The following is a 24,133-nucleotide window of genomic DNA, read 5'->3' on the forward strand; positions in this document are numbered from 1 at the left end:
TTGGACGTGACCCCCGGCTGGTGGCTCGTGCTCGCTGTCGCCGCCGCCCAGCTCCTCGCCGAGGTGGTGCGTCGCGCGATGGACGGCGCGGCGGCCGACGCGCTGCGGTTCGCCGCCGCCGCGGCGGAGTTGCGGCGGCGCGCGGACACCAGCGGAAGCACCACGCGGGGCGCGGAGCTGGCCGGACACGCGCACCGGCTGCGCGGCCTCCGGTGGCGGGCCCGGCGCCGCCGCGCCGCCGGGTGGCTGCTGCTCACCGCGGTCTGGGCGGGCAGCCAGGCGGCGTGCTGGCTGTGGGACGTCAACGCGCGCTGGGCGGAGCCGGGGCGCTGGGACGAGGACGTCGTCGTCGGCCTCGCGGTCGCCGGCCCGGCCGTCCTGCTGCTCGCGCTGTGGGCGACGGCCAGGATCGCCGGGCAACCCGCGGCCCTCGACCGGTCGGTGGCCTTACTCGTGTACGTGGCGGCGGGCGCCCTGCTCGTGGCGGGGCCCGCGGGGGCGGACGGCGCGGCCGAGGGCACGACCGCGAGCGTGGTCGCGATCGCCGCTTCGCCGCTGGTACGCCGGGTCGTGGCGACGGTGCCGAGGCGCCCGGGTCCGGTGCCGCTCGACGCGGAGGCCACGGCCCTGGTGGACACGATCGACCCGCCCGCGCGGCTCGCTGCGCAGGGGACGGCGGCAGGCACCCCGTCCGGAGCCGCGCCCGCGACCCGCTCCGACACCCTGCCCGACATCCCGCTCGGGCCCCTGCCGCACACATCACACGTGCCCCCGGTCTTCCCGGGACCCACGCCCGGACCCACGCCCGTGAAGCCGCGCCGGACACCGCAGGGCGGCCGGTCACGGCCGGACCAGGCCTTCGGGCGCCCCCCACCCGCCCACGGCTACCCGATGATCGACCTCGTGCCCCTGGCCGACCTGTGGATCGGCGACCCCCGGCCCGGAGTGCCGCCGCACATCCGCCCGGCCCGCGCCGGGGCCTCCACCGAGGAGTTCCTGGTCAAGCTGTTCGACGAGGACAGCGCGGCGGGTCCTTCGGCCGGGGGAGAGCGGCAGCGCAATCCCGTCCGGGCCCTCGCCCCGTACCGCGAACTCCTCTCCCGGGTCGGCACGTTGCCCACACCCGGGCGTCGCACGGCCGACCGGGTCCTGCTGTGGCCGCGCGCGGTCGTCGGCGCCGGCGAGTGGGCCAAGGGCGTCCTGTACCCGCCGCTCGCCGCGCCGTTCCTGCTCCGCGAGGGCGGCGCGCAGACCGGCGACCACCTGCTGGCCGAGGAGCCGGACTTCGTCGGCTGCCAGGTGCCCTCGTCACGGCAGCGCGCCGAACTGCTCCTGGACGTGGTGTCGGCGCACGCCCTGCTGCACGGGATGGGGCTCGCCCACGGCGACACCAACTGGAAGAACTTCGTGTACGGCGTCGAGGCGGGTCATGGACGCGGGCGGCTCATCGACATCGACAGCGTGACGCCCCTGGACGACCCGCGACCCCTCCTGATGCACCAGCCGGACTGGGGCGACGACCCGCGCATGCCGCCCCTGGTCCGCGATGTCCACCGGGTGGCGCTGCTGGTGGCGCGCCTCGCCGGTCCCGTACCGGACTGGGACGCGCGACAGCCGCCCGTCCAGGGCGAGTTCTGGTTCACGCCGTGGCTCGGGCAGCTCACCCGCAGCGCCCTGGCCGGACCGGAGGAGGCCACGGCGGCGGAGTTCGCCGAGGCGCTGACGGCGGCACTGCGCGCACACGGGTGAAGCTTCCCGCACCTACCGTTCCGGCACCCGCACCCCCACCGCCTCCCACGCGTCGAGCACGGCCCGGTGCTCGGCGCTCCCTTCGCCGTACCTGCGCACGGCCGCCACCGCCGTGAAGCGGGCCCAGTCCTCGAAGAGCAGATCACCGCCGATCGCGTGCACGGTCAGCGCGTCCCACCAGATCATCCCGGCGCGCTGCCACGCGTACCCGCCGAGGCGCTCGGCGACGAGGTAGAACGCGTGGCCGGGGATGCCGCTGTTGATGTGGACGCCGCCGTTGCCGCGGGCCGTGCGGACGTAGTGGTCCATGGCCGCCGCCTGCGGGTCCTTGCCGAGGACGTCGTCGTCGTACGCGGTGCCGGGCGCCTTGAGGGAGCGAAGACCCGAGCCGCGGACGCCCGGTGCCAGCAGGCCCGCGCCGACCACCCAGTCCGCCTCCTCGACGCCCAGGCGGTGGGTGTACTGCTTGACGAGCTGGCCGAAGACGTCGCAGAGCGAGACCGAGAGCGCACCGCTCTGCCCCGCGTGGGAGAAGAGCGCCGTCATCTCGCGCACCCCCATCCAGACGCCGCCGGCGACGACGTCCAGGCACTGGCTGAACCGCCCGAAGACCTTGCCGTCCCCGTCGCCGAGGACCAGCAGCTCCCCGTTCCAGTACATGTTGCTGAAGGAGTCGCCGTAGTGCACGACCGCGGTCATGGGCCGTTTGACCAGGGGGTCGCGGCCCAGGACGGCACGCGCGAAGGCCGAGGTGGCGAGCAGCGCGTCGTACGCCTCGTCCACGGCCGTGTCGTCCGTCGGCGGCTGTCCGGTGCGCCGGGCCACGGCCAGACCCGTGGTCTCCCGGCTGTGCCCGGCGTCGTACACGACCTGGTCGGCGTCCTCGACGGAGGCCGGGCCCGTGGCCGGGGGCGGGGGCGCGGGCTCGCTGATGAGGCGCGCCACGTCCTCCGGGGCGAGGCGCGCCTGGAGCGCGAGCGGGACGACACCCTGGAGCAGCCAGGTGAGCGCGCCGGTCTCCTCGGCGGGCGCCGGGTACGAGCCGTCGAGCAGGCCCGTGGCCTCGCGGACCAGCTCCGGCGGGATCCGCGCCATCGCGGCGATCTCTTCGAGCGCCCGCACCAACTGGCGTACGGCCCCGTTCAGGAGCCGGTCCCGGACGGCGTCGCTCAGTCCGTCCGCCGCGAGCGCGGGGGCGGTCTCCAGCGCCTCGTAGCCCTGGTGCACGGCGACGAAGGCCGTGCTGCCGCGCCTGCGGGCGATGACCGCGGCCTGCTCGTCCCACGCGGTCCGCGACAGCGCGGGCGCCGTCCAGTGGCCGGCCTGCCGGAAGTAGGCGACGGCCGCGCTGTTCCTGGCCAGTTCGGCGTAGATGAGGCGGGCGGCGGTGCGGGTGTTGCTGCGGTGGCTCAGCATCGCGCCGCCCCCGCCGAGCAGGCCACCGCCCACGGTCGCGATGACGGTGCTGATCAGACCGCTGTCCATGTCCCGGCCTCCCCCGATGTGCCCGGCCCCTGCACGCATCATCGGGGCGCGGGGGAGTGCGGCCAAGACATCGGGGCGTCCGGTGGCGATGAGTTTCGACCGGAGCGAGGGTCAGTACGGACAAGCGAAGGCCATGCGGACGGCAGGAGAGCGCCATGCCCAAGATCACGCCCAACCTCTGGTTCGACACCCAGGCACTGGAGGCCGCCGAGTTCTACGTCTCCGTGTTCCCGAACTCCAAGGTCACGAACGTGTCGTACTACGGCGAGGCGGGACCGCGCCCGGCCGGTACGGTCCTGACGGTCGATTTCTCCCTGGACGGCCAGGACTACACCGGCATCAACGGCGGCCCCGAGTTCACCTTCGACGAGGCCGTCTCCTTCCAGATCGGCTGCGCCGACCAGGAGGAGGTCGACCACTACTGGACCAGGCTGACCGCGGACGGCGGCCAGGAGAGCCAGTGCGGCTGGCTGAAGGACAAGTACGGCCTGTCCTGGCAGGTCGTCCCCGACGAACTCGTCGCGCTCGTGACCGACCCCGACCCGGAGCGGGCGCAGCGGGCCATGGCGGCGATGCTCACGATGCGGAAGATCGACGTGGCGGCGCTGCGGGCGGCGGCCGACGGCGCCTAGGCCTCCCCGGTCCCCACGAGCAGATCGAGGCCGTGCTCGAAGCGGCCTTCGAAGGACGGGTCGCGGAAGTACGGTGCGAGGCGCCGCAGCGACGGGTACGCGCCCGACTCCAGCGACCGGGTGAAACGGGGGTCGGTCGTCTCCGGCAGCGACTGCTCCTCCTGCGTCAGACCGAGGACGAAGTACAGCAGGCTCCAGGCCGTCCACGCCGCCTCGCGCTCGCCCGCCGGGCCCGCTGCGTCTGACGGGTCTGATGGGGCGGCCGAGCCCGCCGGGCCGCCTGCCAGGAGTGCGGCTGTGAGCGTTTCGGCGAAGCGGAGGGTGGCGGGCTCGGCCGCGTAGGTGCCCGCCACGATGCGCGCGCCGTCCCGGTGCGCGAGCAGTGCGCTCCGGTAGCGGCGCATGAGTTCACGCACGCGCGCCCGCCACTCGTCGGGCAGGCCGTCGAGGGAGATCTCGGCGACGATCGCGTCGGCCATCAGCTCCAGGAGCCTGGTCTTGGTCTTGGCGTGCCACAGCACGGTGTTCATCCGCACGCCCAGGCGCTCCGCCGTCGCCCGCACCGAGAGTCCGTCGGCGCCCTTGTCGGCGAGTACGTCGAGAGCCGCGCGCGCCACGGCGCCGGGCGTCAGGCCCGCGCGGTAGCCGCTCTCGGTCCGCGCGGTCGTCCCTTGCTTTTTGGTCACTGACCTAGTGTACTGACGGCCAGGCCGCTTGGTCACTGACCAAGTGTGACTCGAAGGGGAGGCCCTGTGCAGACGAAGCACTCGGATCACTCAGGGCGCGCGAAGCGCACACAAGGCGTCGACCGGCAGGACCTGCGGCACCCGCGCGTCCTCATCGCCGGAGCGGGCCCCGTCGGCCTGTGGCTCGCCGCCGAACTGCGCCTGGGGGGCGTGCCGGTGACCGTCCTGGAGCAGCGCGCCACGCCGTCCCCGCACTCCAAGGCCCTCACCGTGCACCCCCGCACCCTGGAGGTCCTGGCGTGCCGCGGCGTCGTCGAGCCGTTCCTCGCCGAAGGCCTGCGCCTGCCCGACGGGCACTTCGCGGCCCTCGACCACCGCCTCGACTTCGGCGTCCTCGACACCCCGTACCCGTTCACGCTCGCCCTGCCGCAGGCCCGCACCGAGGCGCTTCTGGAGGGGCACGCGCGCGCCGCGGGCGCCGACATCCGGCGCGGTCACCGCCTGACGGGCCTGACCGAGCACCCGTCCGGCGTGCGCGTGGAGGTCATGGGCCCCAGTGGCCCGTACGAGACGGAGGCGGCGTACGTCGTCGGCTGCGACGGCACCCGCAGCACCGTGCGCGCCGCGGCGGGCATCGGCTTCCCCGGCAGCGATGCCACGGTGTGGGGCTGGCTCGGCGACGTCGTCCTGGACGCGCCGCCGGCCCGCCCCGTCATCAGTATGTCGACCCCGCGGGGCGGACTGCTCTGCGTGGGCCTGCCCGGCGGCGTCCACCGCTTCGTCGGCCATACGCTTGAGGACCAACAGCGGGACTGGCCGGGGGAGTTGACCTTCGAGGAGCTTCGAGCGAAGGTCCTGCGCATCAACGGCGACGACTTCGGTATGCGCGACCCGCGCTGGCTCTCGCGGTTCGGGAACGCGGCACGGCAGGCGGAGGCGTACCGCAAGGGCCGGGTGCTGCTCGCGGGCGACGCCGCGCACATGCACTTCCCGGCGGGCGGGGTCGGCCTCAACGTCGGGGTGCAGGACGCGGCCAACCTCGGCTGGAAGCTCGCCGCGACCGTGCGCGGCGACGCGCCGGACGGGCTCCTCGACACCTACCACGACGAACGCCACCCGGTCGGCGCCGAGTTGATCGAGAACACCCGCGCCCAGACCGCCCTGATGACGGCGTACTCCGGCGACGGAGCCGCCCTGCGCGACCTGCTCAGCGGCGCCATCGCCGCCGTACCGGAGTTCTCCCGGCGCCTGGCCGAAGGGCTTTCGGGCCTCTCGGTGGCGTACGCGGCCGACGCCGACAGCCACCCGCTCACCGGTCGCCGCGCCCCGAACCTGCGACTCGCGGGCGGGCGCTGCCTGTTCGACCTGCTGCGCCCGGGCCGCCACGTGCTCCTCGACCTCACCGGCGCCGGGCACGCCGACGGCCCCTCGCCGGACGTCGTCGTCCACGAGGGGCCGCTGGCCGAGGCCCACCCCGACTGGGTGGGGGTGGGCTCGGCGTTGATCCGTCCGGACGGGCATGTGGCGCGGGTCCGGGTGTGAGGGGGTGTGTGGCGCGAGTCCGGGCGCGCGGGGCGTGATGGTTCGTCAGTCGACCATGATGGTTCGTCAGTCAACCGTGATGGACCGTCAGCCGAACGCGACCGAGCTGGTCTTGTTGTCGAAGCCGATGGTGGCCAGGTCCGCCACGTCGCCGTTGATCACCTTCGACTCGCCCTTGCAGTCGGCCTTCGACCAGAGCTTCAGCGAGCCGCTCGCCGAGACGGAGGACGCCACCTTCGGGCGCGCCACGTTCTGGCAGCCCTCGCCCGCCACGCCCTGCGCGACGCCGTCGCCGGGGAAGTCGGCGTCGTCGAAGAGGATCGCGCTGGTGGCGGGGGCGGCGGCCTGGCCACCGCCCGCCTCGTCGGTGCCTTCGCCGGTGCCCGTGCCGCCGCCCGCGGGCCGCCCCGACTTCTGGCCGTTCGGCGTCACGCCGAACCAGGTGCCGCCCACACCTTGGCCGTTGGTGTCGCCGGGCTTGGTGTCCTTGCTGAAGCGGTAGACGGGCCAGCCGCCGATCGTCACCTGGCGGGTGCCGTCGTCCCGCTTGATGACGCCGACGTCCGACGGCTTCACTCCGTCGACGAAGATCTTGCCGCCCGGGTCCACCAGGACGGGGGGCCAGGTGGTGGCGCAGGCACCGGAGCAGTTCGACTTGGACGGCCGTGCCGTGTCCTTGTCGAAGCGGTAGAGGGTGAAGCCCGCGCCGTTCACCACGACCGGGTTCAGGTCGCCCGCACGGCCCGCCGACAGCTGGACCCACTTGCGCTGCACGGGCTTGGTGGCGGGCTTGCCCGGAGGGTTGGCCCAGTCGCCGGTGCGCCGCTGGGCGTTGTTCTGCTCGGCGGTGCCCGAGCGCAGCGAGAGGTCCATCGTGCCGCCGCCCGACTGGCCGCCGCCCGCTTGGCCGTCGGCGGCCGGGGCGTTGGACGTGGGGGCGTCGCCCGCGGCCTTCGAGTCGCTGTCGTCGCCACCGCCGCCGCACGCGGTGAGGAGCAGTACGCCCGCCGCCGCGAAGGACGTGAAGAGCATGGCCGGCCGCGTGTTCTTGCTGAACATGAGAGGTCTCCTAGTGATGTTGTCGCTCGGTCGCCCGGGCTTTCGTGGGCCTTCGAGGCGTGAGTACGGGCGCCGCGCTCACGCTTGTTCAGCCTTCTGGGGGCTGTGACCAAACCGAGACAATGTCTAAGCTAGGAGTGCGTCTTGAACCTGTGGCTGCCGGACTGGGCGCCCGACTCCTCAGGGGTCACATCCGGCCTCTCGCGATACACGCAGGCCACGACCGTCACCGCCGCGGTCCCCGCGAGCAGCGGCCAGCCGACCCCGTGGCGCAGAACCAGCCAGGCGCCGGGCAGCGCCCCCGCGATCATCGCGAGGGTCGCGCCGACCCGCCGGACCGCGAGCCGGTCCGTGCCGCCCGCGAGCCGGGACTCGGCGGCGAGCCCGGTGAGCGTGCGTGTCAGGACGGTCGTGGTCAGGTCCGGCACGTTCAGCTTCAGGACGGTGCCGTTGCGCAGCCCCATCGCCAGGGCGAGCAGTGCGATCAGGGCGTACGTGGCGTCGGCGGCGCCCGCGAACGCCAGGACGGTCGCGGCCCCCAGCAGCACCGCCTCGCCGCCGAGGGAGGCCCGCACCCACGGCACCCGGCGTCGCCCCCGGAACGCCCGCGCGAGCCGTCCCGCCCCGGCCGCGCCCACCAGGAACGCGCCGAGGGACACCAGTGACCCGGTGACGGAGAACCCGGGCGCCCCGGCCGCGGCGAAGCCGATGACGACGACGTTTCCGGTCATGTTCGCCGCGAAGACCCGGCCGAGCCCGAGGAAGGTGACGGCGTCCACGAACCCGCTGACCGCGGTGAGCGCGAAGAGGACCAGGGCGAGGGGGTGCCGGTTGCCGACCCGCGCCCCCGGCGTCTCGGTGCCCGCGTCCGCACCCGGCTGATCATTCGTCATGCGGTCAGCCTCTCAAGGGGGCAGGCCGCGACAGGGCGGGGCCCGCCGGGCCCACCCGTACGGCGACGGGTGCCCGCACTCCCGCATCCGAGGAGCCGCCCCCCGGCCACCCCCCTTCCCCCTTACTGAAACACGTTCTACTCTGTCCGCCGTCAAGCCGCAGCGCCACGGCAGGGTCGGGCGCAGGGACGACAGGAGGGCCCGTGCACCTCGAATACACCCCCGAGCAGCAGCGGTTGCGCACCGAACTGCGCGCGTACTTCGCCGAACTCGTGCCCGACCGCGCGTACACCCGCTACGGCGAGCCCGCCGCCCAGAAGCGGTTCTACCGCGAGACGATCCGCCGCCTGGGAGCCGACGGCTGGCTCGGCGTCGGCTGGCCCGAGGAGTACGGCGGCCGCGGGCTGACCCCGATGGAGCAGTTCATCTTCTTCGACGAGGCGGCCCAGGCCGGGGTGCCGCTGCCGCTGATGGCCCTCAACACCGTGGGCCCGACGCTCATGCGGTACGGCACGGACGAGCAGAAGGCGTACTTCCTGCCGCGGATCCTGTCCGGCGAGATCGACTTCGCGATCGGCTACAGCGAGCCCGACGCGGGCACCGACCTGGCGGCGCTGAAGACCCGGGCCGTCCGGGAGGGCGACGAGGACACGGGCCACTACACGGTCGACGGCCAGAAGATCTGGACGACCAACGGCGACACGGCGGACTGGGTGTGGCTGGCCGTGCGCACCGACCCGGACGCCCCGCCGCACCAGGGCATCACCATGCTGCTCGTGCCGACGTCGGACCCCGGCTACTCCTGCACCCTGATCAACACCCTCGCCTCGCACGACACGACGGCCAGCTACTACGAGAACATCCGCGTGCCCGTCTCCCGGCGCGTCGGCGAGGAGAACAAGGGCTGGCGCCTGATCACCAACCAGCTCAACCACGAACGCGTCACGCTCGCCGCCCACGGCACCATGGCCATCCGTGCCCTGCACGACGTGCAGCGCTGGGCCACCGAGACCAAGCTCGCCGACGGCCGCCGCGTCATCGACCTGCCCTGGGTGCGCCGCCGCCTCGCCCAGACCCACACCAAGCTCGACGCGATGAAACTCCTCAACTGGCAAATGGTGAACGCCGTCCAGGACGGCACCCTCACCCCCCAGGACGCCTCCGCCGTCAAGGTCTACGGCTCCGAGGCCCGCCGCGAGGCCTACGCCTGGCTCATGGAAGTCATCGGCGCCGCAGGCGCCCTGAAGGAGGCCTCAGCGGGCTCCGTCCTCCACGGCGAACTGGAACGCGGCTACCGCTCGGCGGTCATCTTCACCTTCGGCGGCGGCAACAACGAGATCCAACGGGAGATCATCTCGTGGATCGGCCTGGGGATGCCGCGGGTGCGGCGCTGACGAGCCGTGCGCCCGCGTGGCCCGAACGACCGGGTGCTCCCGCGCAGGGAAAAGCGTCGGACGACGCCCCTCAGGGAAGTCTGCCCGTGATCAGTACGGGTCGTCGTCCAAGGAGAGTCGTCATATGCGCACCCTGACGTTCGTCGTCGGTACCGGCCGCAGTGGGTCGACCGCGTTGTCCGGGATCGTCCACGCGCATCCGGACGTGCTGAGCCTCAACGAACTGCTGTCGTCGGTGCAGAGTCGGGGTTTTCCGGAGGGGGTGTTCGGGGGCAAGGAGTTCTGGCGGTTGCTCGCCGAGCCCAATCCGTTGTTCGAGCGGATGATCCGGAACGGCGTGCCGATGCCGGAGTTCGTCTACCCGCGCCGTCCCGGACGCTTCGCCACGGAGACCACGGGTATCCCCGCGCTGTCCCTGATGGTGCTCCCGCACCTGACCGACGACCCGGACGGGCTTTTCGACGAGTTGGAGGAGCAGGTGCCCCGCTGGCCGGAGCGCACGGCCGCGGGGCACTACGAGGCCCTGTTCGACCTGCTGGGCGCGCGCTTCGGGCGCACGGTGGCCGTCGAGCGGTCCGGGTATTCGCTGGAGCGGGTGCCGCTGTTGCGCAAGGTGTTCCCGGAGGCGCGCTTCGTGCATCTGTTCAGGGACGGGCCCGACTGCGCCCTGTCCATGAGCCGGCACACGGGCTACCGGCTGATCTTCCTGCTGCGCGAGATTCTCGCGCGGACCGGTGCCGAGCGCGTCGAGAGCCTGACCGAGGACCAGGTCCGCTCCCTGCCGCCCGAGCTGGCGCCCCTGCTCGGGGAGCGGTTCGATCCCGCCCTCGTCCTGGACAGCGATCTGCCGCTGACCGGGTTCGGGGCGCTGTGGTCGGAGCTGGTCACCCAGGGCGTCGACCGTCTCAGTGAGGTGCCCGCCCAGCTGCGGACCACGCTCGCGTACGAGGACCTGCTCGACGAGCCCCGCGCGGAGCTGACGCGACTGGCCGACTTCATCGGCGTGGAGCCGCTCCCGCAGTGGCTCGACACCGGGGCCGCGCGGCTCGACGGCAGTCGCCGTGGCTCCTCCCGTCGGCTGCCCGCCGCCGAACTCGCCGCGCTGCGGGAGCGTTGCGCTCCCGGAGCACGGGCCCTGGCGGACAGCCGACAGTAGGGGGCCGACGGTCGGTTCAGGGGGTGTTGACGGAGAACACCACCCGCTTGCCCACCGTGGAGTTGATGCGTTCGTTGACGCCCCACAGCCTGTCCGTCGTCCAGGAGTAGGCGAGGTTCTGGGTGTAGACGGGGGCGGCCGTCATGACGCGCGGTGCGGCGTTCGCCTGGGCCTTGTGGACGCAGGAGTACGGATCGCTGGGGGTGCCGCCGCCCGAGCCCGTCGGGCAGGTGCCCGCCAGGTACCAGTTCGTGCCGTCGGTGGCCGCGCCCTGCATGGACCAGACCGGGGACGAGTACGCGGCCGACGCGGTGCCGCGGGGGAGCTTGGTGGTGGCGTCGAGCGGCCAGCGCACGACGCGGCCGCCCGCGGCGTCCTTCTTGTACTCGGCCGAGACGAGGGAGTCCTGGCCGCCGGTGCGGTCGAGGCTCAGGGAGTTGAGGCAGGGGATGGTGCCCGAGGTGACGGAACAGGGGGTGTCGCCGGTGGTGGTCCGGTACATCGCGACCATCGGGACGGCGTAGTTGTGCCACAGGCCCGACGAGGTCGTGCCCGAGATGCCGACCTCCTTGCCCTGCTTGTTGAGTTTCCAGATGTGCCGCAGGTCGTAGACCTGGAGGTAGCGGCCGTTGGCGACGAAGGCGCGGTGGCCGTACCAGACGACACCGTCGACGTGATTGCGCGGGACCACGCGGAAGTCGCCCTTGCCGTCGGCCTTCTTGACGGGCCGGACCAGAAGCAGGTTGTGGTAGTTGGGCGCGGCGTTCCTCGCGTTCACCAGCGTGAGCCGGGCGTACTCGTCACCGCGCCGCTTCGCCGGGTCGGGGTTGCCGAGGTCCGTGCCGTGGTGCCAGGTCACGGCGTGGGCGGGAACGCCCTTCCACTTGCCGTCGGCGGGCGCGCCGCTGTCGCTGTACGGCAGGGAGAGGCCCTGCGGGGTCCAGCCGCCCTCCGTGGCGTTCCAACTGCTCGACCGGTCGTCCTCCTTCTTCCAGCAGTGCCCGGCGGGCTTGAGGCTCGCGGACAGGCCGGTGTCGTGGCAGAGGCCCGCGATGCCGGTGCTGCCACCCGTGTTGAGGACGGTGCTGACGTCGACGGTCGTGACGGCGCCGGTCCGCTCCACGGCCTTGACCGCGACGTCCGTGCCGTCGGCGCCGCCCCCGGAGACGACCTGGTTGAGTCTGAACTGCGCGACGGTTGCGGGGTCCACCGCCCCGAACGGCATCGCGGCGGAGGCCGGTGGGGCGTTGACGAGCATCGTGGCGACGAGGGCCGCCGCGGATCCGGCCACGGTGAGACGGGTGCTCCACACAGAAGTCATGCGGCGGACCATATGCCGTTCTGTGCGCTTGTTCGATCACGCGGGCGAGGCCCGACTCGGGCGCGGCAACCGGGAGTTCACCGCACGGCCGTCTCCGTGTGGCCGAAAGTCAGTCCTGGTCGGGCCGTGTTCACGGGAGGCGTGGCCGGTTCCTTGCCCCGCCGAAAATGCCGGGCAACCGTCGGACGGCACCCTCACGTCTGGTCCCACAAGGGCACCTAGGCAGCAGGGAGAACGCCGTCGCATCCCCGCGACGGCGCTCCGCCGCGGTGCCCGGGACCATCGATCCACATGCAACGTATGGGAGAAACACATGGCTGCCTTCGAAGCCCCGGCCACCCCCCTGGAGCAGCTCCTCATCGCCACCCTCTACGACGGCAGCCAGGTCGGCGCCGCCTTCGACGAACTGCGTCAGGCCGGCCTCGGCGACAAGGTCGACTCCTGGCTGAGCACGGGCGAGAACCTGCCCGTCACCGCGGACGAGCTGGGCAAGGTCCTCGGCGGGCACCTCGCCCGGATAGCCACGGTCACCGGCTCCACCGCGGACGAGATCGCGCAGAAGGTCGCCGAGATGCTGCCGCTCGCCGTGGACGCGGCGAGCCCGAACGGTGAACTGGGGCAGTAGTCCCGAGTCCTCCGGGCCGGCCAGGCGACCGTCTCGTGCCCGTGCCGCCGCACGGACACGAGACGGGCCGCTCACGGCCGTATCGCGGGCCACGCGGTGTGCGTAACCTGCGAGGGGGAGGTGGCGGCATGCGCGAGGCGGACGCCGGGCTCTTCGGGCCCTCGTCGGTGACCTGGCAGCTGCACGGAGACCCGATGATGTGGGTCGCGGGCGTGAGGGCGCTGTACTTCCAGGCGCTGCACCCGCGCGCGGTGCGCGGCGTGATGCAGAACTCGGACTTCAGGAAGGACGCCTGGGGCCGCCTGATGCGCACCGCGAACTTCGTGGGGACGACGACGTACGGCACCACGCAGGCCGCGGAGAAGGCGGGCGCCCGGGTTCGCAAGATCCACTCGATGCTCTCCGCCACCGACCCGGACACCGGGGAGCGCTACGGCGTCGACGAGCCCGACCTGCTCCTGTGGGTGCACTGCGCGGAGATCGACTCCTACCTCCACGTCCTGCGCCGCTCCGGCTACCCCCTCGGCGACGCGGCCGCCGACCGCTACGTGGCGGAACACCGCGAGAGCGCCCGCCTGGTCGGCCTCGACCCCGACGGCGTACCGGCCTCCACCGCCGAACTCGCCGCCTACTTCGCGAAGGCGCACCCCCAGCTCGCCGTCGGCCCCGAGGCCCGCGCCGTCGACGACTTCCTGCGACGGCCGCCCACCCGGGCCCTGCTGATCCCGGCGCGCGCCCTGCTGTGGCGGCGCGTGGCGAACCTCGCGTACGCGTCCCTGCCCCGCTACGCCCACGAGCTGTACGGCAGGCCCGCGCCGCCGCCGTCGGCGGTCACCCGCCGCCTGGCCGCCACCGGCACCCTGCTGCGCCTCGTGCCCGCCCGGGTGCGCTGGCAGCTCCCGCCGAAGCACATCCTGCGCGCCATGGCCCGCCTCGGCCCCGGCACCCGTCCCGACCCGCGCCGTGTCCCGTACAAAGTCGACAGACGGGACGCCATACTGGACGGGCCGGGGAGGGCGCAGCGAGGCAACGGGGGCGACGGCACGCGATGGCGGACACCAGGCTGATCCAGGGCCGGTACCGACTGCTCGACCTGATCGGGCGCGGCGGCATGGGCGAAGTGTGGCGGGCGCGCGACGAATCGCTCGGCCGCAAGGTCGCCGTCAAATGCCTCAAGCCGCTCGGGCCCCAGCACGACCAGTCGTTCACCCGGGTCCTGCGGGAGCGGTTCCGGCGCGAGGCGCGGGTCGCGGCGGCGCTCCAGCACCGCGGTGTGACCGTCGTGCACGACTTCGGCGAGAACGACGGCGTGCTGTTCCTGGTCATGGAGCTGCTCGAAGGCCGCAACCTGAGCCAGCTCCTGGAGGACAACAGACAGCACCCGCTGCCCGTCACCGACGTCGTGGACATCGCCGACCAGGTCGCCTCCGCGCTCGCGTACACCCATGAACAGGGCATCGTGCACCGCGACCTGAAGCCCGCCAACATCATGCGGCTCGTCGACGGCACGGTGAAGATCTGCGACTTCGGCATCGCCCGGCTCGGTCACGACATCGGCTTCACCTCCCGCCTCACCGGCACCGGCATCGCCATGGGCACCCCGCACTACATGTCGCCCGAGCAGATCAGCGGCGCCGAGGTCGACCAGCGCAGCGACCTCTACTCGTTCGGCTGCGTGCTGTACGAACTCGCCACCGGCGCCCCGCCGTTCGACATGGAGGACGCCTGGGCGGTCCTCGTCGGCCACCGCGACACCGCTCCCGAGCCGCCCCGCCGCCACCGCGGCGAACTGCCCGTGTACCTCGACCGGATCGTCCTCGACCTGCTCGCCAAGCGCCCCGACGAACGCCCCGCCGACGCCCGCGAACTCGGCCGCCGCATCACCGCGGGCCGCAGCGCCCCCGTCGCCTACGTACCCACCGTCGTCTCGCCCTCCCTGCGCCGCCCCGAGACCGCACGCCCCGAGCGCCAGGCGCGCCCCGAGCCGCATCACGAGCCCGCCCTGCCGCCCTGGACGCGCGGCATGACCACCGGCCACAAGGCGACCGGCGCCGGTCTGCGCACCACACCGCCGGACGCCGCCGCGGGCCTGACCGGCGAGTGGATCCCGCGCCCCACCGGTCGGCACACCGTGCTTCCGGCGCCCGCGCCGGAGCGGCCCGCGCCGCCGCCGTCCGTCGTCGCCGCCCTCGTCAGCCGCCACAACGCGGGCCTGAGCCTCGGCCGTCTCAGCCGCTGGGCGGAGGCGGGCGAAGTGCACCGAGCCGTCGCCGCCGAGCGCGAGCACGTCCTCGGCCCCGACCACCCCGACACCCTCGCCAGCCGGTACGAGGTCGGCTTCACGCTCAGCCGCACCGGGCGCCCCGCGGACGCCCTGCGCGAGTACGGCCGCGTCGCCGAGGGCCGTGAACGCGCCCTGGGCGCCGACCACTTGGACACCCTCGCTGCCCGCCAGGAGATGGCTTACGTCCTCGGCCAGCTCGGGCGGCACTTCGAGGCGCACCAGGTGTACACCCAGGTGCTCGCCGTGCGGGAGCGCACCGCGGGCCCCGACCACCCCGACACCCTGCGATGTCGCCACAACCTGGCGTTCAACCTCAGCCGCCTGGGCCGCCTCGAGGACTCCTACCGCCTGGCCCGCGACGTGGCCGTCGCCCGGGCCCGCGTCCTCGGCGCCACCCACCCCGACACCCTCGTCACCCGCTACGAAGTCGCCTACGCGCTCGGCCAGTTGGGGCACTGGCCGGAGGCGCTGCAGACGTACCGCGACGTGGCCGAGGCGCGGACGCGGGCGCTGGGCGCCGACCATCCCGACACCCTCGCGGCGCGCTACGAGGTCGGCATCAGCCTCGGACGGCTCGGCCGCAGCGCGGAGGCCCTGGAGCTGTACCGCGCCCTGATCGAGGACCGCACCCGCGTGAACGGCCCCGCCGACCCCGAGACCCTGCGCGCCCGGCACGGCCTCGGCGTGAACCTGGGCCGCCTCGGCCGCTGGGAGGAGGCCCTCGCCGAGGCCCGTGACGTGTGCGCGATCCGCGAACGCGTCCTGGGCGCGGGCCATCCGGACACGCTGGTCAGCCGCCGCGAGGTCGCCGTCGGCCTCGGCTGGCTCGGGCGGTGGCCGGACGCCCTCATCGAGTACCGCAGGGTGGCCGCCGCCCGCGAACAGGTCCTCGGCCCCGACCACCCCGACACCCTCGCGAGCCGCAACGACGAGGCCCACTGCCTGGAGCAGTTGGGCCGGGGCACGGAGGCGGTGGAGCTGTACCGAAGGGTGGCGGCACTGCGGCAGCGGCGGGCGTCCGGGGCGCACTGAGGCGCGGGGCGCGGCCTGGCTTTCCCGGTCAGTCGCGGAGCTGGACGGGTGCGCGCATGGTGGCCAGCTCCGGATCGCCGTCCATGTCCATCGGAGTGCCCTTGGGATAACGGGCGCAGCCGGCGTACGCGGAGACCTCCAGGCGGCCGCCGGGGTAGGCCGTGATCGCGACCGATGTGCCGTCCTCCGGGGGCCGCATGCTCAGCTCCAGGCCGTAGCGGTCGTTCTGGTGCTCGGTCACCCGCCAGCCCTGGCGGGTCAGTTCCTTGCGCGCGTGCTGGAGGGCGGTCACCGCCCGGGCGCGGGGGACGTCCCGCAGGGTCCAGTCGTAGCTGACGCTGACCACGTGCGGCTCGCTCGGCGGCGAGGGGTCGAGCGCGTCGGACCAGGTGCGCAGGCCGCGGCGGTCGCAGTTGTAGGCGTCGGTGTACGCGTGCACCCCGGACCGCTCGGCGTCGAGCCGGGCGTCCGGCAGCGCGAGCGCGTCGTAGACCATCTGGCTGCGCTCGTCCAGGTGCCGGGACGTCGCCGCCGGATCGGCGACGGGGTACGGGTCGCCCTGCCAGACCCCCTCGAACCACCGGGCGAAGCCGATGAGACCCGCGAATGCCGCGACGATCCCCAGGCCCGTCGCCGTCGCTCTCACGGCTTTGCGACGCTGCTCCGGGGCCATGCTGATCTTTGCCATAGGGGGAATCCTGCGTCGGCGCGGCGCGACGGGCATGAGTACCCGTACTCAAGCGGTACCTGGGGCGTACGGGACGAACGGTGCCGGGAACGCGCCCCAGCCACCGCTTCGCTCCCGCCCCCGGACAACCGCTCGATTCCGTGCTACCAAGGATCATGCGATCCAGCTACGACGCAGTGGTGGTCGGCGGCGGCCACAACGCCCTGGTTGCCTCCGCCTACCTGGCCCGCGCGGGCCACTCCGTGCTGCTCCTCGAACGGCTGCCAGACACCGGCGGAGCCACCGTGTCGACGCGGCCCTTCCCCGGCGTGGACGCCAACCTCTCCCGCTACTCGTACCTGGTGAGCCTGCTGCCGCGGAAGATCGTGCGGGACCTGGACCTGGACTTCCGGGTGCGCACCCGCACGGTGTCGTCGTACACGCCGACGGTCCGCGAAGGGCGCCCCACGGGGCTGCTCGTGGGCGGCGGCGAGGCCCGCACCCGGGAGTCGTTCGCCCGGCTCACCGGCGACGACCGCGAGTACACGGCCTGGCGGGACTTCTACGCGCGCACGGCCCACGTCGCCACCCGGGTGTTCCCCACCCTCACCGAACCGCTGCCGACGAAGAAGGAGCTGGCCCGCCGCGTCGACGACGACACCGCCTGGCGGATGTTGTTCGAGGAGCCCATCGGCCGGGCCGTCGAGGAGCGGTTCGCGGACGACCTGGTGCGCGGTGTGGTCCTCACGGACGCGCTGATCGGCACGTTCGCCGACGCCCACGACCCGTCCCTGCGCCAGAACCGCTGCTTCCTCTATCACGTGATCGGCGGCGGCACCGGCGACTGGAACGTCCCCGTCGGCGGCATGGGCGCCCTGACCCGCGCCCTCACCGAGGCCGCCCGCGCGGCCGGCGCCGACCTGCGCACCGGCCACGAGGTGACCCGCGTCGAGACCGACGGGCGGCACGCCGAGGTGACGTACCGGACGGCGGACGGCGAGGGCACGGTCGGGGCCCGGCACGTCCTGGTGGGGGCCTCGCCGCAGCAGCTCGCCGCGCTGACCGGGGACGCGCCGCCGCCCGCGGCCGAAGGCGCCCAGCTCAAGGTGAACATGCTCCTCGACCGGCTGCCCGCGCTGCGCGACCCCGACGTCGACCCGCGCGAGGCCTTCGCCGGGACCTTCCACATCGCCGAGGGATACGGGGAACTGGCGCGGGCCCACGCGCAGGCAGAGGCGGGCGGACTCCCCGTGGCACCGCCCTCCGAGATCTACTGCCACTCCCTCACGGACCCGACCATCCTCGGCCAGGACCTCGTCGACCGCGGCTGCCACACCCTGACCCTCTTCGGCCTGCACACCCCCGCCCGTCTCTTCACCGACGCCACCAACGACGCCCTGCGCGCCGAACTCCTGTCGTCGGCCCTCGCCCAGCTCGACGCGCACCTGGCCGAGCCGATCGCCGACTGCCTGGCCACCGACGCGGACGGCCGTCCGTGCGTCGAGGCGAAGACCCCGCTGGACCTGGAGCGCGATCTGCGCCTGCCCGGCGGCAACATCTTCCACGGCAACCTGTCCTTCCCGTACGCGGACGAGAGCGCCCCCGACCAGCGGGGACAGGCGGGCCGTTGGGGTGTGGAGACCCGGCACGCGAACGTCCTGCTGTGCGGCGCGGGCGCCGTGCGCGGGGGCGGGGTCAGCGGCATCCCCGGGCACAACGCGGCCATGGCCGTACTGGGTCGGTGAGCGGCGACCGCGTGGAACGGGCTGGTGTACGGTCGGACACCGTTCGATGCGCGAGGAGGACCCACGCGTGAGTGACGGAGACAAGAGGTGCTCACCATGGCTTCCCGACGCGCCGGTTGCAGCGGGGGCTCCCCGACGTTCACCGAACAGGCGCGCCGCCGTCAGCTCATCGAGTGCACGATCGACCTGATCTCCACCAAGGGCTACCCCGCGACGTCCCTGTCCGCCATCGCGGAACAGGCGGGCCTGTCCAAGGCGGCCGTCCTCTACCACTTCTCCTCGAAGGACAACCTGACCCGCGCGACCCTGGACCATGTCCTTGAGGAGTTCACCGCGTACGTCGGCGCACGCGTCGCGGCCGAGGCGGACCCGCGCGCCGCCGTCATCGCCTACGTCCGCGCCATGATCGGCTACCAGCAGGCGCACCGCCGCCACGTCCGGGTCATCACGGAGATGCTCCTGGACGACCACGGCGGCACCCGCCTCAAGACCCCCGGCGGCCACGACACCGCGGGCCGCTGGCAGGCACTCGCCGACCTCCTGGCCGCGGGCCAGCGGGCGGGCAGCTTCCGCCCGTTCGACGTCCGCACCGTCTCCCTCGCCGTCGGCGGCGCCATCGACGGCGTCATCGGCCACTGGCTTGCCCACCCCGACCTCGACCTGGACGCGGCGGCGGACGAGCTGGAGACGTTCACGCTGAACGCGATCGGGGTCGGGGGCGGCGACCGCTGAAACCGGGTGTGCGGCGGGCGCGGAGCGCACAGGTGTGTGGCCCGTGGGCCGTGGGCAGCACTTGGGGGGCGTGAGCCGTCGGCCGCCGGGGCCGCGGGGCGACGCCGCAACCGCGTGCCGAAGGAGCGTCGCATGGGCGTCAGCAACTCCCCGTCCGAACCGCAGGACCCGCCCGCCGAGTCCATACCCCCCGCTCTGCGCGGCCTCGACGCCGCCCTGCCCGAACTCGTCGCCCTGTACCGGGATCTGCACGCCCACCCGGAGCTGTCCTTCGAGGAACACCGCACCGCCGCCGAGATCGCCCGGCGCGCCACGGCGTACGGCTGCGACGTCACGCCCGGCGTGGGCCGTACCGGCGTCGTGGCCGTCCTCGACAACGGCGAAGGCCCCACCGTCCTGCTGCGCGCCGACTTCGACGCCCTGCCCCTCGTCGAACGCACCGGCCTGCCCTACGCCTCCCGCACCGAGGGCGTGATGCACGCCTGCGGCCACGACATGCACGTCACCTGCCTCCTTGGCACCCTGAAGCTGCTCGCGGAGGCGCGCGCGAGCTGGCGCGGGCGGATCGTCGCCGCGTTCCAGGCCGCCGAGGAGATCGGCGAGGGCGCGCGGGCGATGGTCGACGACGGCATCTTCGAGCGCTTCGGGACGCCGGACGTGGTGCTCGGCCAGCATGTCGCGCCGCTGCCCGCGGGCATGGTGGCCTGTCACGCCGGAGCGGCGTTCGCGGCCACCGACTCGCTGAAGGTCGTCATGTACGGCAAGGGCGCGCACGGCTCCCGGCCGGAGACGTCCGTCGACCCCGTGGTGATGGCCGCCGCGACGGTGATGCGGTTGCAGACCGTCGTCTCGCGCGAGGTCCCGGCGGGGGAGACGGCCGTGCTCACCGTGGGGTCGCTGCGGGCGGGCACGGTGGACAACATCATCCCGGACGAGGCCGAGCTGCGGCTGAGCATCCGCTCCTACAAGGAGGACATCCGGGTGCGGATGCGGGCCGCCGTCGAGCGGATCGTGCGCGGTGAGGCGTGGGTGGCGGGGGCCGAGCGCGAGCCGGAGTTCACGCAGCTCGACGCGTTCCCGGTGCTCGTCAACGACGAGGTGGCGGTGGCCAGGACCATGGCCGCGATCGGCGCGGTCGTCGGCGACGGGCAGGTGATCGACCCGGGGCCCGTGACCGGTAGCGAGGACGTGGGGATCCTCGGCACGGCGGCCAAGGCCCCGGTCTGCTACTGGCTGTTCGGCGGCTGCGACCCCGCGACGTACGCCGCGGCACAGGCCGCGGGCACCGTGGACCGCGACATCCCGTCCAACCACTCGCCGCGCTTCGCGCCCGTGCCCGAACCGGCCGTCACCACCGGCGTGACGGCGCTGACGACGGCGGCGCTGGAGTGGCTGGGGCGGCCGGAGTGAGGGTCGGGCGGCGGGGAGTTCGGCCGGGGCGGGCGGCATGCGCCCTGAGCGGGCGGCGTACGGCCTGAGCGTCAGCGCCAGTCGGGAGCGCCAGGCGCCGGTGCGACGACACTCTCGATCCGGGCCCGGGTCTCCCGCATGACCGCCACGATCCGGGTCTCGTGCTCCTCGCTGAGCCGTGCCACGGGCACGGAACAGCTGATGGCGTCGGTGGCCGGTACGTCGTAGCGCAGAGCGAAGCCGAAGCCCGCGATGCCGGTCACCGTCTCCTCGCGGTCGATGGAGTAGCCGCGCTCGCGGACTCCGGCGAGGTCGGTGAGGAGCGCCTTCCTCTCGGTGTGCGTGTTCTCCGTGTACGCGGCCAACGGGCCCTCGGGGAGCGGGAGTTCGTCGTCGGGCCGCTCGGCCAGCAGGGCCTTGCCGAGGGCTCCCGCGTGCGCCGGGACCCGGCGGCCGACGCGGCTGAGGCTGCGCGCGTACGCGTGGGACTCGCGCGTCGCGAGGTAGACGACGTTCGGGCCGTCCAGCCGGGCCAGGTGGATCGTCTCGCCGAGCGCGTCCGAGGCCTGGTCGAGCGCGGGGCGGACCCGGCGCACGCGCGGGTCGCTGTCCAGGTAGCTGGTGCCCGTGAGCAGGGCGCGGATCCCGATGCCGTAGAGGGACCCGGTCGTGTCGGAGCGCACCCAGCCGCAGTCGACGAGGGTCTGGAGCAGCTGGTACATGCTGCTGCGCGGTACGCCGAGTTCCGCGGCCAGTTCGTCCAGGCGGGCGGGCCGGTCGCCCCGGGCCGCGAGCAGTTCGAGCAGCTCCACGGTGCGGGCCGCCGACTTCACCCCGCGGGTCCCGCTCGTCTTCGCCATGGCCTCATCGTAATTCCGCGCGATGGCCTGCTGTCCGCGGCCGTTCACGTCGCCATGCCCCATCGCGGAGCCACGCCCTCATGGACGGTGCCGCACCCATTGACCCCCGCCTGTTCACCCCCATAATCTCCGTTCCCATACGTGTACATCATCTGCATACGGGGATGAGTCCGGGGCGCGCCCGGCGGACCCTGGACGTCCTCGACCTCTGAGAGCACCGGACCACCACGACCTCGCGCACCCCCTCCCTCTCTCCCGAAAGGACCTCGACAGGCATGAGCAGCCAGCCGACCGTCACGCACTTCGCCGTCTACCCGGTCGCGGGCCGCGACTGCATGGAGCTGAACCTCTCCGGGGCCCACGGCCCCTACTTCACCCGCAACATCGTGGTCCTGGGGGACTCCGAAGGCCGTACGGGCCTGGGGGAGGTGCCGGGCGGCGAGAAGATCACGCAGACGCTGCGGGACGCCGAACCCCTCGTCATGGGCGCCCAGTTGGGCGACTACAAGCGGGTGCTGCGCGCGATGGGGAGCCGTTTCGCGGACCGTGACGCGGGCGGACGCGGCGCCCAGACCTTCGACCTGCGGACGACCGTGCACGCCGTCACGGCCGTCGAGTCGGCCCTGCTCGACCTGCTCGGCCAGCACCTCGACGTCCCGGTGGCCGCGCTGCTCGGCGACGGCCAACAGCGCGACTCCGTACGCGTACTCGGCTACCTCTTCTACGTCGGCGACCCCGACCGCACCGACCTGGACTACGTCCGGGAGCCGGACTCGGACGTCGAGTGGTACCGCCTCCGGCACGAGGAGGCCCTGACGCCGCAGGCCATCGTCCGCCAGGCCGAGGCGGCCCACGCCCTGTACGGCTTCCGGGACTTCAAGCTCAAGGGCGGGGTCCTGCCGGGCGCCGATGAGGTCGAGGCGGTACGCGCCCTCAAGGACCGCTTCCCCGAGGCGCGGATCACCCTGGACCCGAACGGCGCCTGGTCACTGCGCGAGGCCGTCGACCTGTGCGCGCCCCTGGTCGGCACCCTCGCCTACGCCGAGGACCCCTGCGGGGCCGAGGACGGCTACTCGGGCCGGGAGATCCTGGCCGAGTTCCGCCGCGCCACCGGCCTGCCGACCGCCACCAACATGATCGCCACCGACTGGCGGCAGCTGACGCACGCCCTCGCCCTCCAGTCCGTCTCCATCCCCCTGGCCGACCCGCACTTCTGGACCATGCGGGGCTCGGTGCGCGTCGCCCAGCTCTGCAACGCGATGGGCCTGACCTGGGGCTGCCACTCCAACAACCACTTCGACATCTCCCTGGCCATGGTCACGCACTGCGGCGCCGCGGCCCCCGGCCCCTACAACGCCCTGGACACCCACTGGATCTGGCAGGAGGGCCTGGAACGCCTGACGGTCACCCCGCCCCGGATCAGCAACGGCGAGATATCCGTCCCCGACGCCCCGGGCCTCGGCATCACCCTCGACCCGGACCGCCTCCACGCGGCCCACGACCTCTACCGGGAGAAGGCCCTGGGCGCCCGCGACGACAGCGCCGGGATGCGGTGCCTCGTCCCGGGCTGGACGTTCGACGCGAAGCGTCCCTGCCTGGTGCGCTAGCGCGGCCCCCGCCGCGCGAACCCGGGCGCGTGCTCCGGACGCACCCCCACCCCGCCCACGTACCCCGCCACCATCCGCAGCAGCGGCACCCGTCGGAGCAGCCGGAGCGGGGTCGGCAGACGGCCGGGGCGGAGGGTGCCGTCGAGGGCGGGGCGGAGGAGGGTCTCGTGTTCGGTGAGTTGGGAGCGCTGGGTCAGGGCGGCGGGGAACTCGCGGCGGCGCTGGACGCGGTGCAGATCGGTGGTCGTGGGGCGACCTCGGCGCAGGGGCGCTGCCAGGTGGCGGGCCGCGGCCACGGCGTCCTGGACGGCGAGGTTGACGCCGACGCCGCCCACCGGGGACATGGTGTGGGCGGCGTCGCCGATGCACAGGAGTCCGTCGCGGTACCAGCGGGGGAGGCGGCCCATGGTGACGTCGAGGAGCAGCACGTCGTCCCAGGACCCGATCGCGAGCAGCGCTTCGTCGTCCCAGCCGAGAAGGGCGCCCAGACGGTCGCGGAACCAGGCGATGTCGTGGGCGCGCAGCCGGGCGTCCGTGCCCTTCTTGATGAGGTAGGAGGTCTGGTAGTAGTCGCCGCGGTCCATCGTGGCGGCGACCTGGCCGTCGCGGACGCTCAGGAACACCTGGCCGCGCTTGCGGCGGTCGCGCGGCGCGGGGACCCTGACCTGCCACACGTCCATCGGCACCTCGAACGACCGGGGCACGAGTCCGGCCGCCGCCCGGACCACGGAGTCCCGGCCGTCGCAGGCCACGGTCAGATCGGCCGCCAGCTCGCCCGGCACGCCCTGTTCGTCGGTGTACGTCACGCCGGTGACCCGCCCCGCCGCGTCCGTGCGCAGTCCCGTCACCGCCGTGCGCATCCGCAGCCTGAACGACGGCTCCTCGGCCGCCGCCGACGCGAGCAGGTCGAGGAAGTCCCACTGCGGGACCATCGCGATGTACTTGCGGCGACCGGGTACCCGGCGCAGGTCGGCCGCCACGAACGTGGTGCCCTCGACATGCATCCGCATCTGCGTGAGCCGCTGCGCTGGCAGCCGGTCGAACCGCTCGCCCAGGCCCAGTTCGTCCAGGAGTCGCAGCGTCGACGGGTGCACCGTGTCGCCCCGGAAGTCGCGCAGGAAGTCCCCGTGCTTCTCCAGGACGGTGACCTCGACCCCGGCCCTGGCGAGGAGCAGGCCCAGCATCATGCCCGCCGGTCCGCCGCCCACCACACAGCACGTCGTGCGTTCCATCCCCGGGTCCCCTCGTGAGTGT

Annotated in this window: 20 protein-coding genes; 12 read left to right on the plus strand and 8 right to left on the minus strand. The window is 73.5% G+C overall.

What is annotated here, in order from left to right; all coding sequences use genetic code 11:
- Complete coding sequence (locus ACZ6BG_RS16585; protein WP_469001528.1) at positions 1 to 1,749, plus strand: hypothetical protein; 1,749 nt, start codon at positions 1 to 3, stop codon at positions 1,747 to 1,749.
- A gap of 12 nt (positions 1,750 to 1,761) precedes the next feature.
- On the opposite strand, the gene ACZ6BG_RS16590 is transcribed toward ACZ6BG_RS16585, so the two are convergent.
- Positions 1,762 to 3,234 (minus strand): M4 family metallopeptidase, encoded by a 1,473-nt coding sequence (locus tag ACZ6BG_RS16590; RefSeq protein WP_469001531.1) that lies wholly within the window; start codon positions 3,232 to 3,234, stop codon positions 1,762 to 1,764.
- A 155-nt stretch (positions 3,235 to 3,389) separates the two neighbouring features.
- Here ACZ6BG_RS16590 and ACZ6BG_RS16595 point away from each other — a divergent pair, with 155 nt between their 5' ends.
- Complete coding sequence (locus tag ACZ6BG_RS16595) at positions 3,390 to 3,866, plus strand: VOC family protein (RefSeq protein ID WP_469001533.1); 477 nt, start codon at positions 3,390 to 3,392, stop codon at positions 3,864 to 3,866.
- Here ACZ6BG_RS16595 and ACZ6BG_RS16600 read toward each other — a convergent pair.
- On the minus strand, positions 3,863 to 4,552 hold the full coding sequence (locus ACZ6BG_RS16600) for a TetR/AcrR family transcriptional regulator C-terminal domain-containing protein (protein ID WP_469001534.1): 690 nt from the start codon (positions 4,550 to 4,552) through the stop codon (positions 3,863 to 3,865). The genes ACZ6BG_RS16595 and ACZ6BG_RS16600 overlap by 4 nt on opposite strands.
- Positions 4,553 to 4,684: 132 nt before the next feature.
- Here ACZ6BG_RS16600 and ACZ6BG_RS16605 point away from each other — a divergent pair, with 132 nt between their 5' ends.
- Positions 4,685 to 6,094 carry an FAD-dependent monooxygenase gene (locus ACZ6BG_RS16605; RefSeq protein WP_469002948.1) on the plus strand — a complete coding sequence of 470 codons (1,410 nt, stop codon included), beginning with the start codon at positions 4,685 to 4,687 and terminating at the stop codon, positions 6,092 to 6,094.
- Positions 6,095 to 6,181: 87 nt separating this feature from the next.
- Here the strand turns inward: ACZ6BG_RS16605 and ACZ6BG_RS16610 are convergent, their stop codons facing one another.
- Complete coding sequence (locus ACZ6BG_RS16610) at positions 6,182 to 7,153, minus strand: hypothetical protein (protein ID WP_469001535.1); 972 nt, start codon at positions 7,151 to 7,153, stop codon at positions 6,182 to 6,184.
- A 131-nt stretch (positions 7,154 to 7,284) separates the two neighbouring features.
- On the minus strand, positions 7,285 to 8,046 hold the full coding sequence (locus ACZ6BG_RS16615; RefSeq protein ID WP_469001536.1) for a YoaK family protein: 762 nt from the start codon (positions 8,044 to 8,046) through the stop codon (positions 7,285 to 7,287).
- A gap of 203 nt (positions 8,047 to 8,249) precedes the next feature.
- Between ACZ6BG_RS16615 and ACZ6BG_RS16620 the strand changes: the two genes are divergently transcribed.
- Both ACZ6BG_RS16620 and ACZ6BG_RS16625 read left to right on the plus strand, forming a co-directional pair.
- A complete protein-coding gene (locus ACZ6BG_RS16620) occupies positions 8,250 to 9,440 on the plus strand; it encodes an acyl-CoA dehydrogenase family protein (RefSeq protein WP_469001537.1) in 1,191 nt (396 codons plus the stop codon).
- 124 nt (positions 9,441 to 9,564) lie between these two features.
- On the plus strand, positions 9,565 to 10,596 hold the full coding sequence (locus tag ACZ6BG_RS16625; RefSeq protein ID WP_469001539.1) for a sulfotransferase: 1,032 nt from the start codon (positions 9,565 to 9,567) through the stop codon (positions 10,594 to 10,596).
- 16 nt (positions 10,597 to 10,612) lie between these two features.
- Here ACZ6BG_RS16625 and ACZ6BG_RS16630 read toward each other — a convergent pair whose 3' ends face one another.
- Complete coding sequence (locus ACZ6BG_RS16630; RefSeq protein WP_469001541.1) at positions 10,613 to 11,917, minus strand: hypothetical protein; 1,305 nt, start codon at positions 11,915 to 11,917, stop codon at positions 10,613 to 10,615.
- A gap of 313 nt (positions 11,918 to 12,230) precedes the next feature.
- Here ACZ6BG_RS16630 and ACZ6BG_RS16635 point away from each other — a divergent pair, with 313 nt between their 5' ends.
- From ACZ6BG_RS16635 to ACZ6BG_RS16645, 3 genes are all read left to right on the plus strand, one after another.
- Positions 12,231 to 12,542, plus strand: a complete 312-nt coding sequence (locus tag ACZ6BG_RS16635; protein WP_469001542.1) for a YidB family protein — start codon at positions 12,231 to 12,233, stop codon at positions 12,540 to 12,542.
- A 128-nt stretch (positions 12,543 to 12,670) separates the two neighbouring features.
- Positions 12,671 to 13,609, plus strand: a complete 939-nt coding sequence (locus ACZ6BG_RS16640; protein WP_469001544.1) for an oxygenase MpaB family protein — start codon at positions 12,671 to 12,673, stop codon at positions 13,607 to 13,609.
- Positions 13,591 to 15,858 (plus strand): serine/threonine-protein kinase, encoded by a 2,268-nt coding sequence (locus tag ACZ6BG_RS16645; protein WP_469001546.1) that lies wholly within the window; start codon positions 13,591 to 13,593, stop codon positions 15,856 to 15,858. Before ACZ6BG_RS16640 ends, ACZ6BG_RS16645 begins: the two co-directional genes overlap by 19 nt.
- 28 nt (positions 15,859 to 15,886) lie before the next feature.
- Here the strand turns inward: ACZ6BG_RS16645 and ACZ6BG_RS16650 are convergent, their stop codons facing one another.
- Positions 15,887 to 16,546, minus strand: a complete 660-nt coding sequence (locus ACZ6BG_RS16650) for a hypothetical protein (protein ID WP_469001549.1) — start codon at positions 16,544 to 16,546, stop codon at positions 15,887 to 15,889.
- Between the two features lie 155 nt (positions 16,547 to 16,701).
- Between ACZ6BG_RS16650 and ACZ6BG_RS16655 the strand changes: the two genes are divergently transcribed.
- The 3 genes from ACZ6BG_RS16655 to ACZ6BG_RS16665 all read left to right on the plus strand — a co-directional run bounded on the left by ACZ6BG_RS16655 (position 16,702) and on the right by ACZ6BG_RS16665 (position 20,412).
- A complete protein-coding gene (locus tag ACZ6BG_RS16655) occupies positions 16,702 to 18,270 on the plus strand; it encodes a phytoene desaturase family protein (protein WP_469001553.1) in 1,569 nt (522 codons plus the stop codon).
- Between the two features lie 96 nt (positions 18,271 to 18,366).
- Positions 18,367 to 19,002, plus strand: a complete 636-nt coding sequence (locus ACZ6BG_RS16660) for a TetR/AcrR family transcriptional regulator (RefSeq protein ID WP_469001555.1) — start codon at positions 18,367 to 18,369, stop codon at positions 19,000 to 19,002.
- A gap of 132 nt (positions 19,003 to 19,134) precedes the next feature.
- On the plus strand, positions 19,135 to 20,412 hold the full coding sequence (locus ACZ6BG_RS16665; RefSeq protein ID WP_469001557.1) for an amidohydrolase: 1,278 nt from the start codon (positions 19,135 to 19,137) through the stop codon (positions 20,410 to 20,412).
- A gap of 71 nt (positions 20,413 to 20,483) precedes the next feature.
- Here ACZ6BG_RS16665 and ACZ6BG_RS16670 read toward each other — a convergent pair whose 3' ends face one another.
- Positions 20,484 to 21,272, minus strand: coding sequence for an IclR family transcriptional regulator (locus tag ACZ6BG_RS16670; protein ID WP_469001559.1), 789 nt, complete (start codon positions 21,270 to 21,272; stop codon positions 20,484 to 20,486).
- Positions 21,273 to 21,547: 275 nt separating this feature from the next.
- Between ACZ6BG_RS16670 and ACZ6BG_RS16675 the strand changes: the two genes are divergently transcribed.
- A complete protein-coding gene (locus ACZ6BG_RS16675) occupies positions 21,548 to 22,879 on the plus strand; it encodes an enolase C-terminal domain-like protein (RefSeq protein WP_469001563.1) in 1,332 nt (443 codons plus the stop codon).
- Here the strand turns inward: ACZ6BG_RS16675 and ACZ6BG_RS16680 are convergent.
- Positions 22,876 to 24,111 carry an FAD-dependent oxidoreductase gene (locus tag ACZ6BG_RS16680; protein ID WP_469001566.1) on the minus strand — a complete coding sequence of 412 codons (1,236 nt, stop codon included), beginning with the start codon at positions 24,109 to 24,111 and terminating at the stop codon, positions 22,876 to 22,878. The genes ACZ6BG_RS16675 and ACZ6BG_RS16680 overlap by 4 nt on opposite strands.
- Positions 24,112 to 24,133: the final 22 nt, after the last annotated feature.

This window comes from Streptomyces sp. NPDC041205, assembly GCF_055591765.1.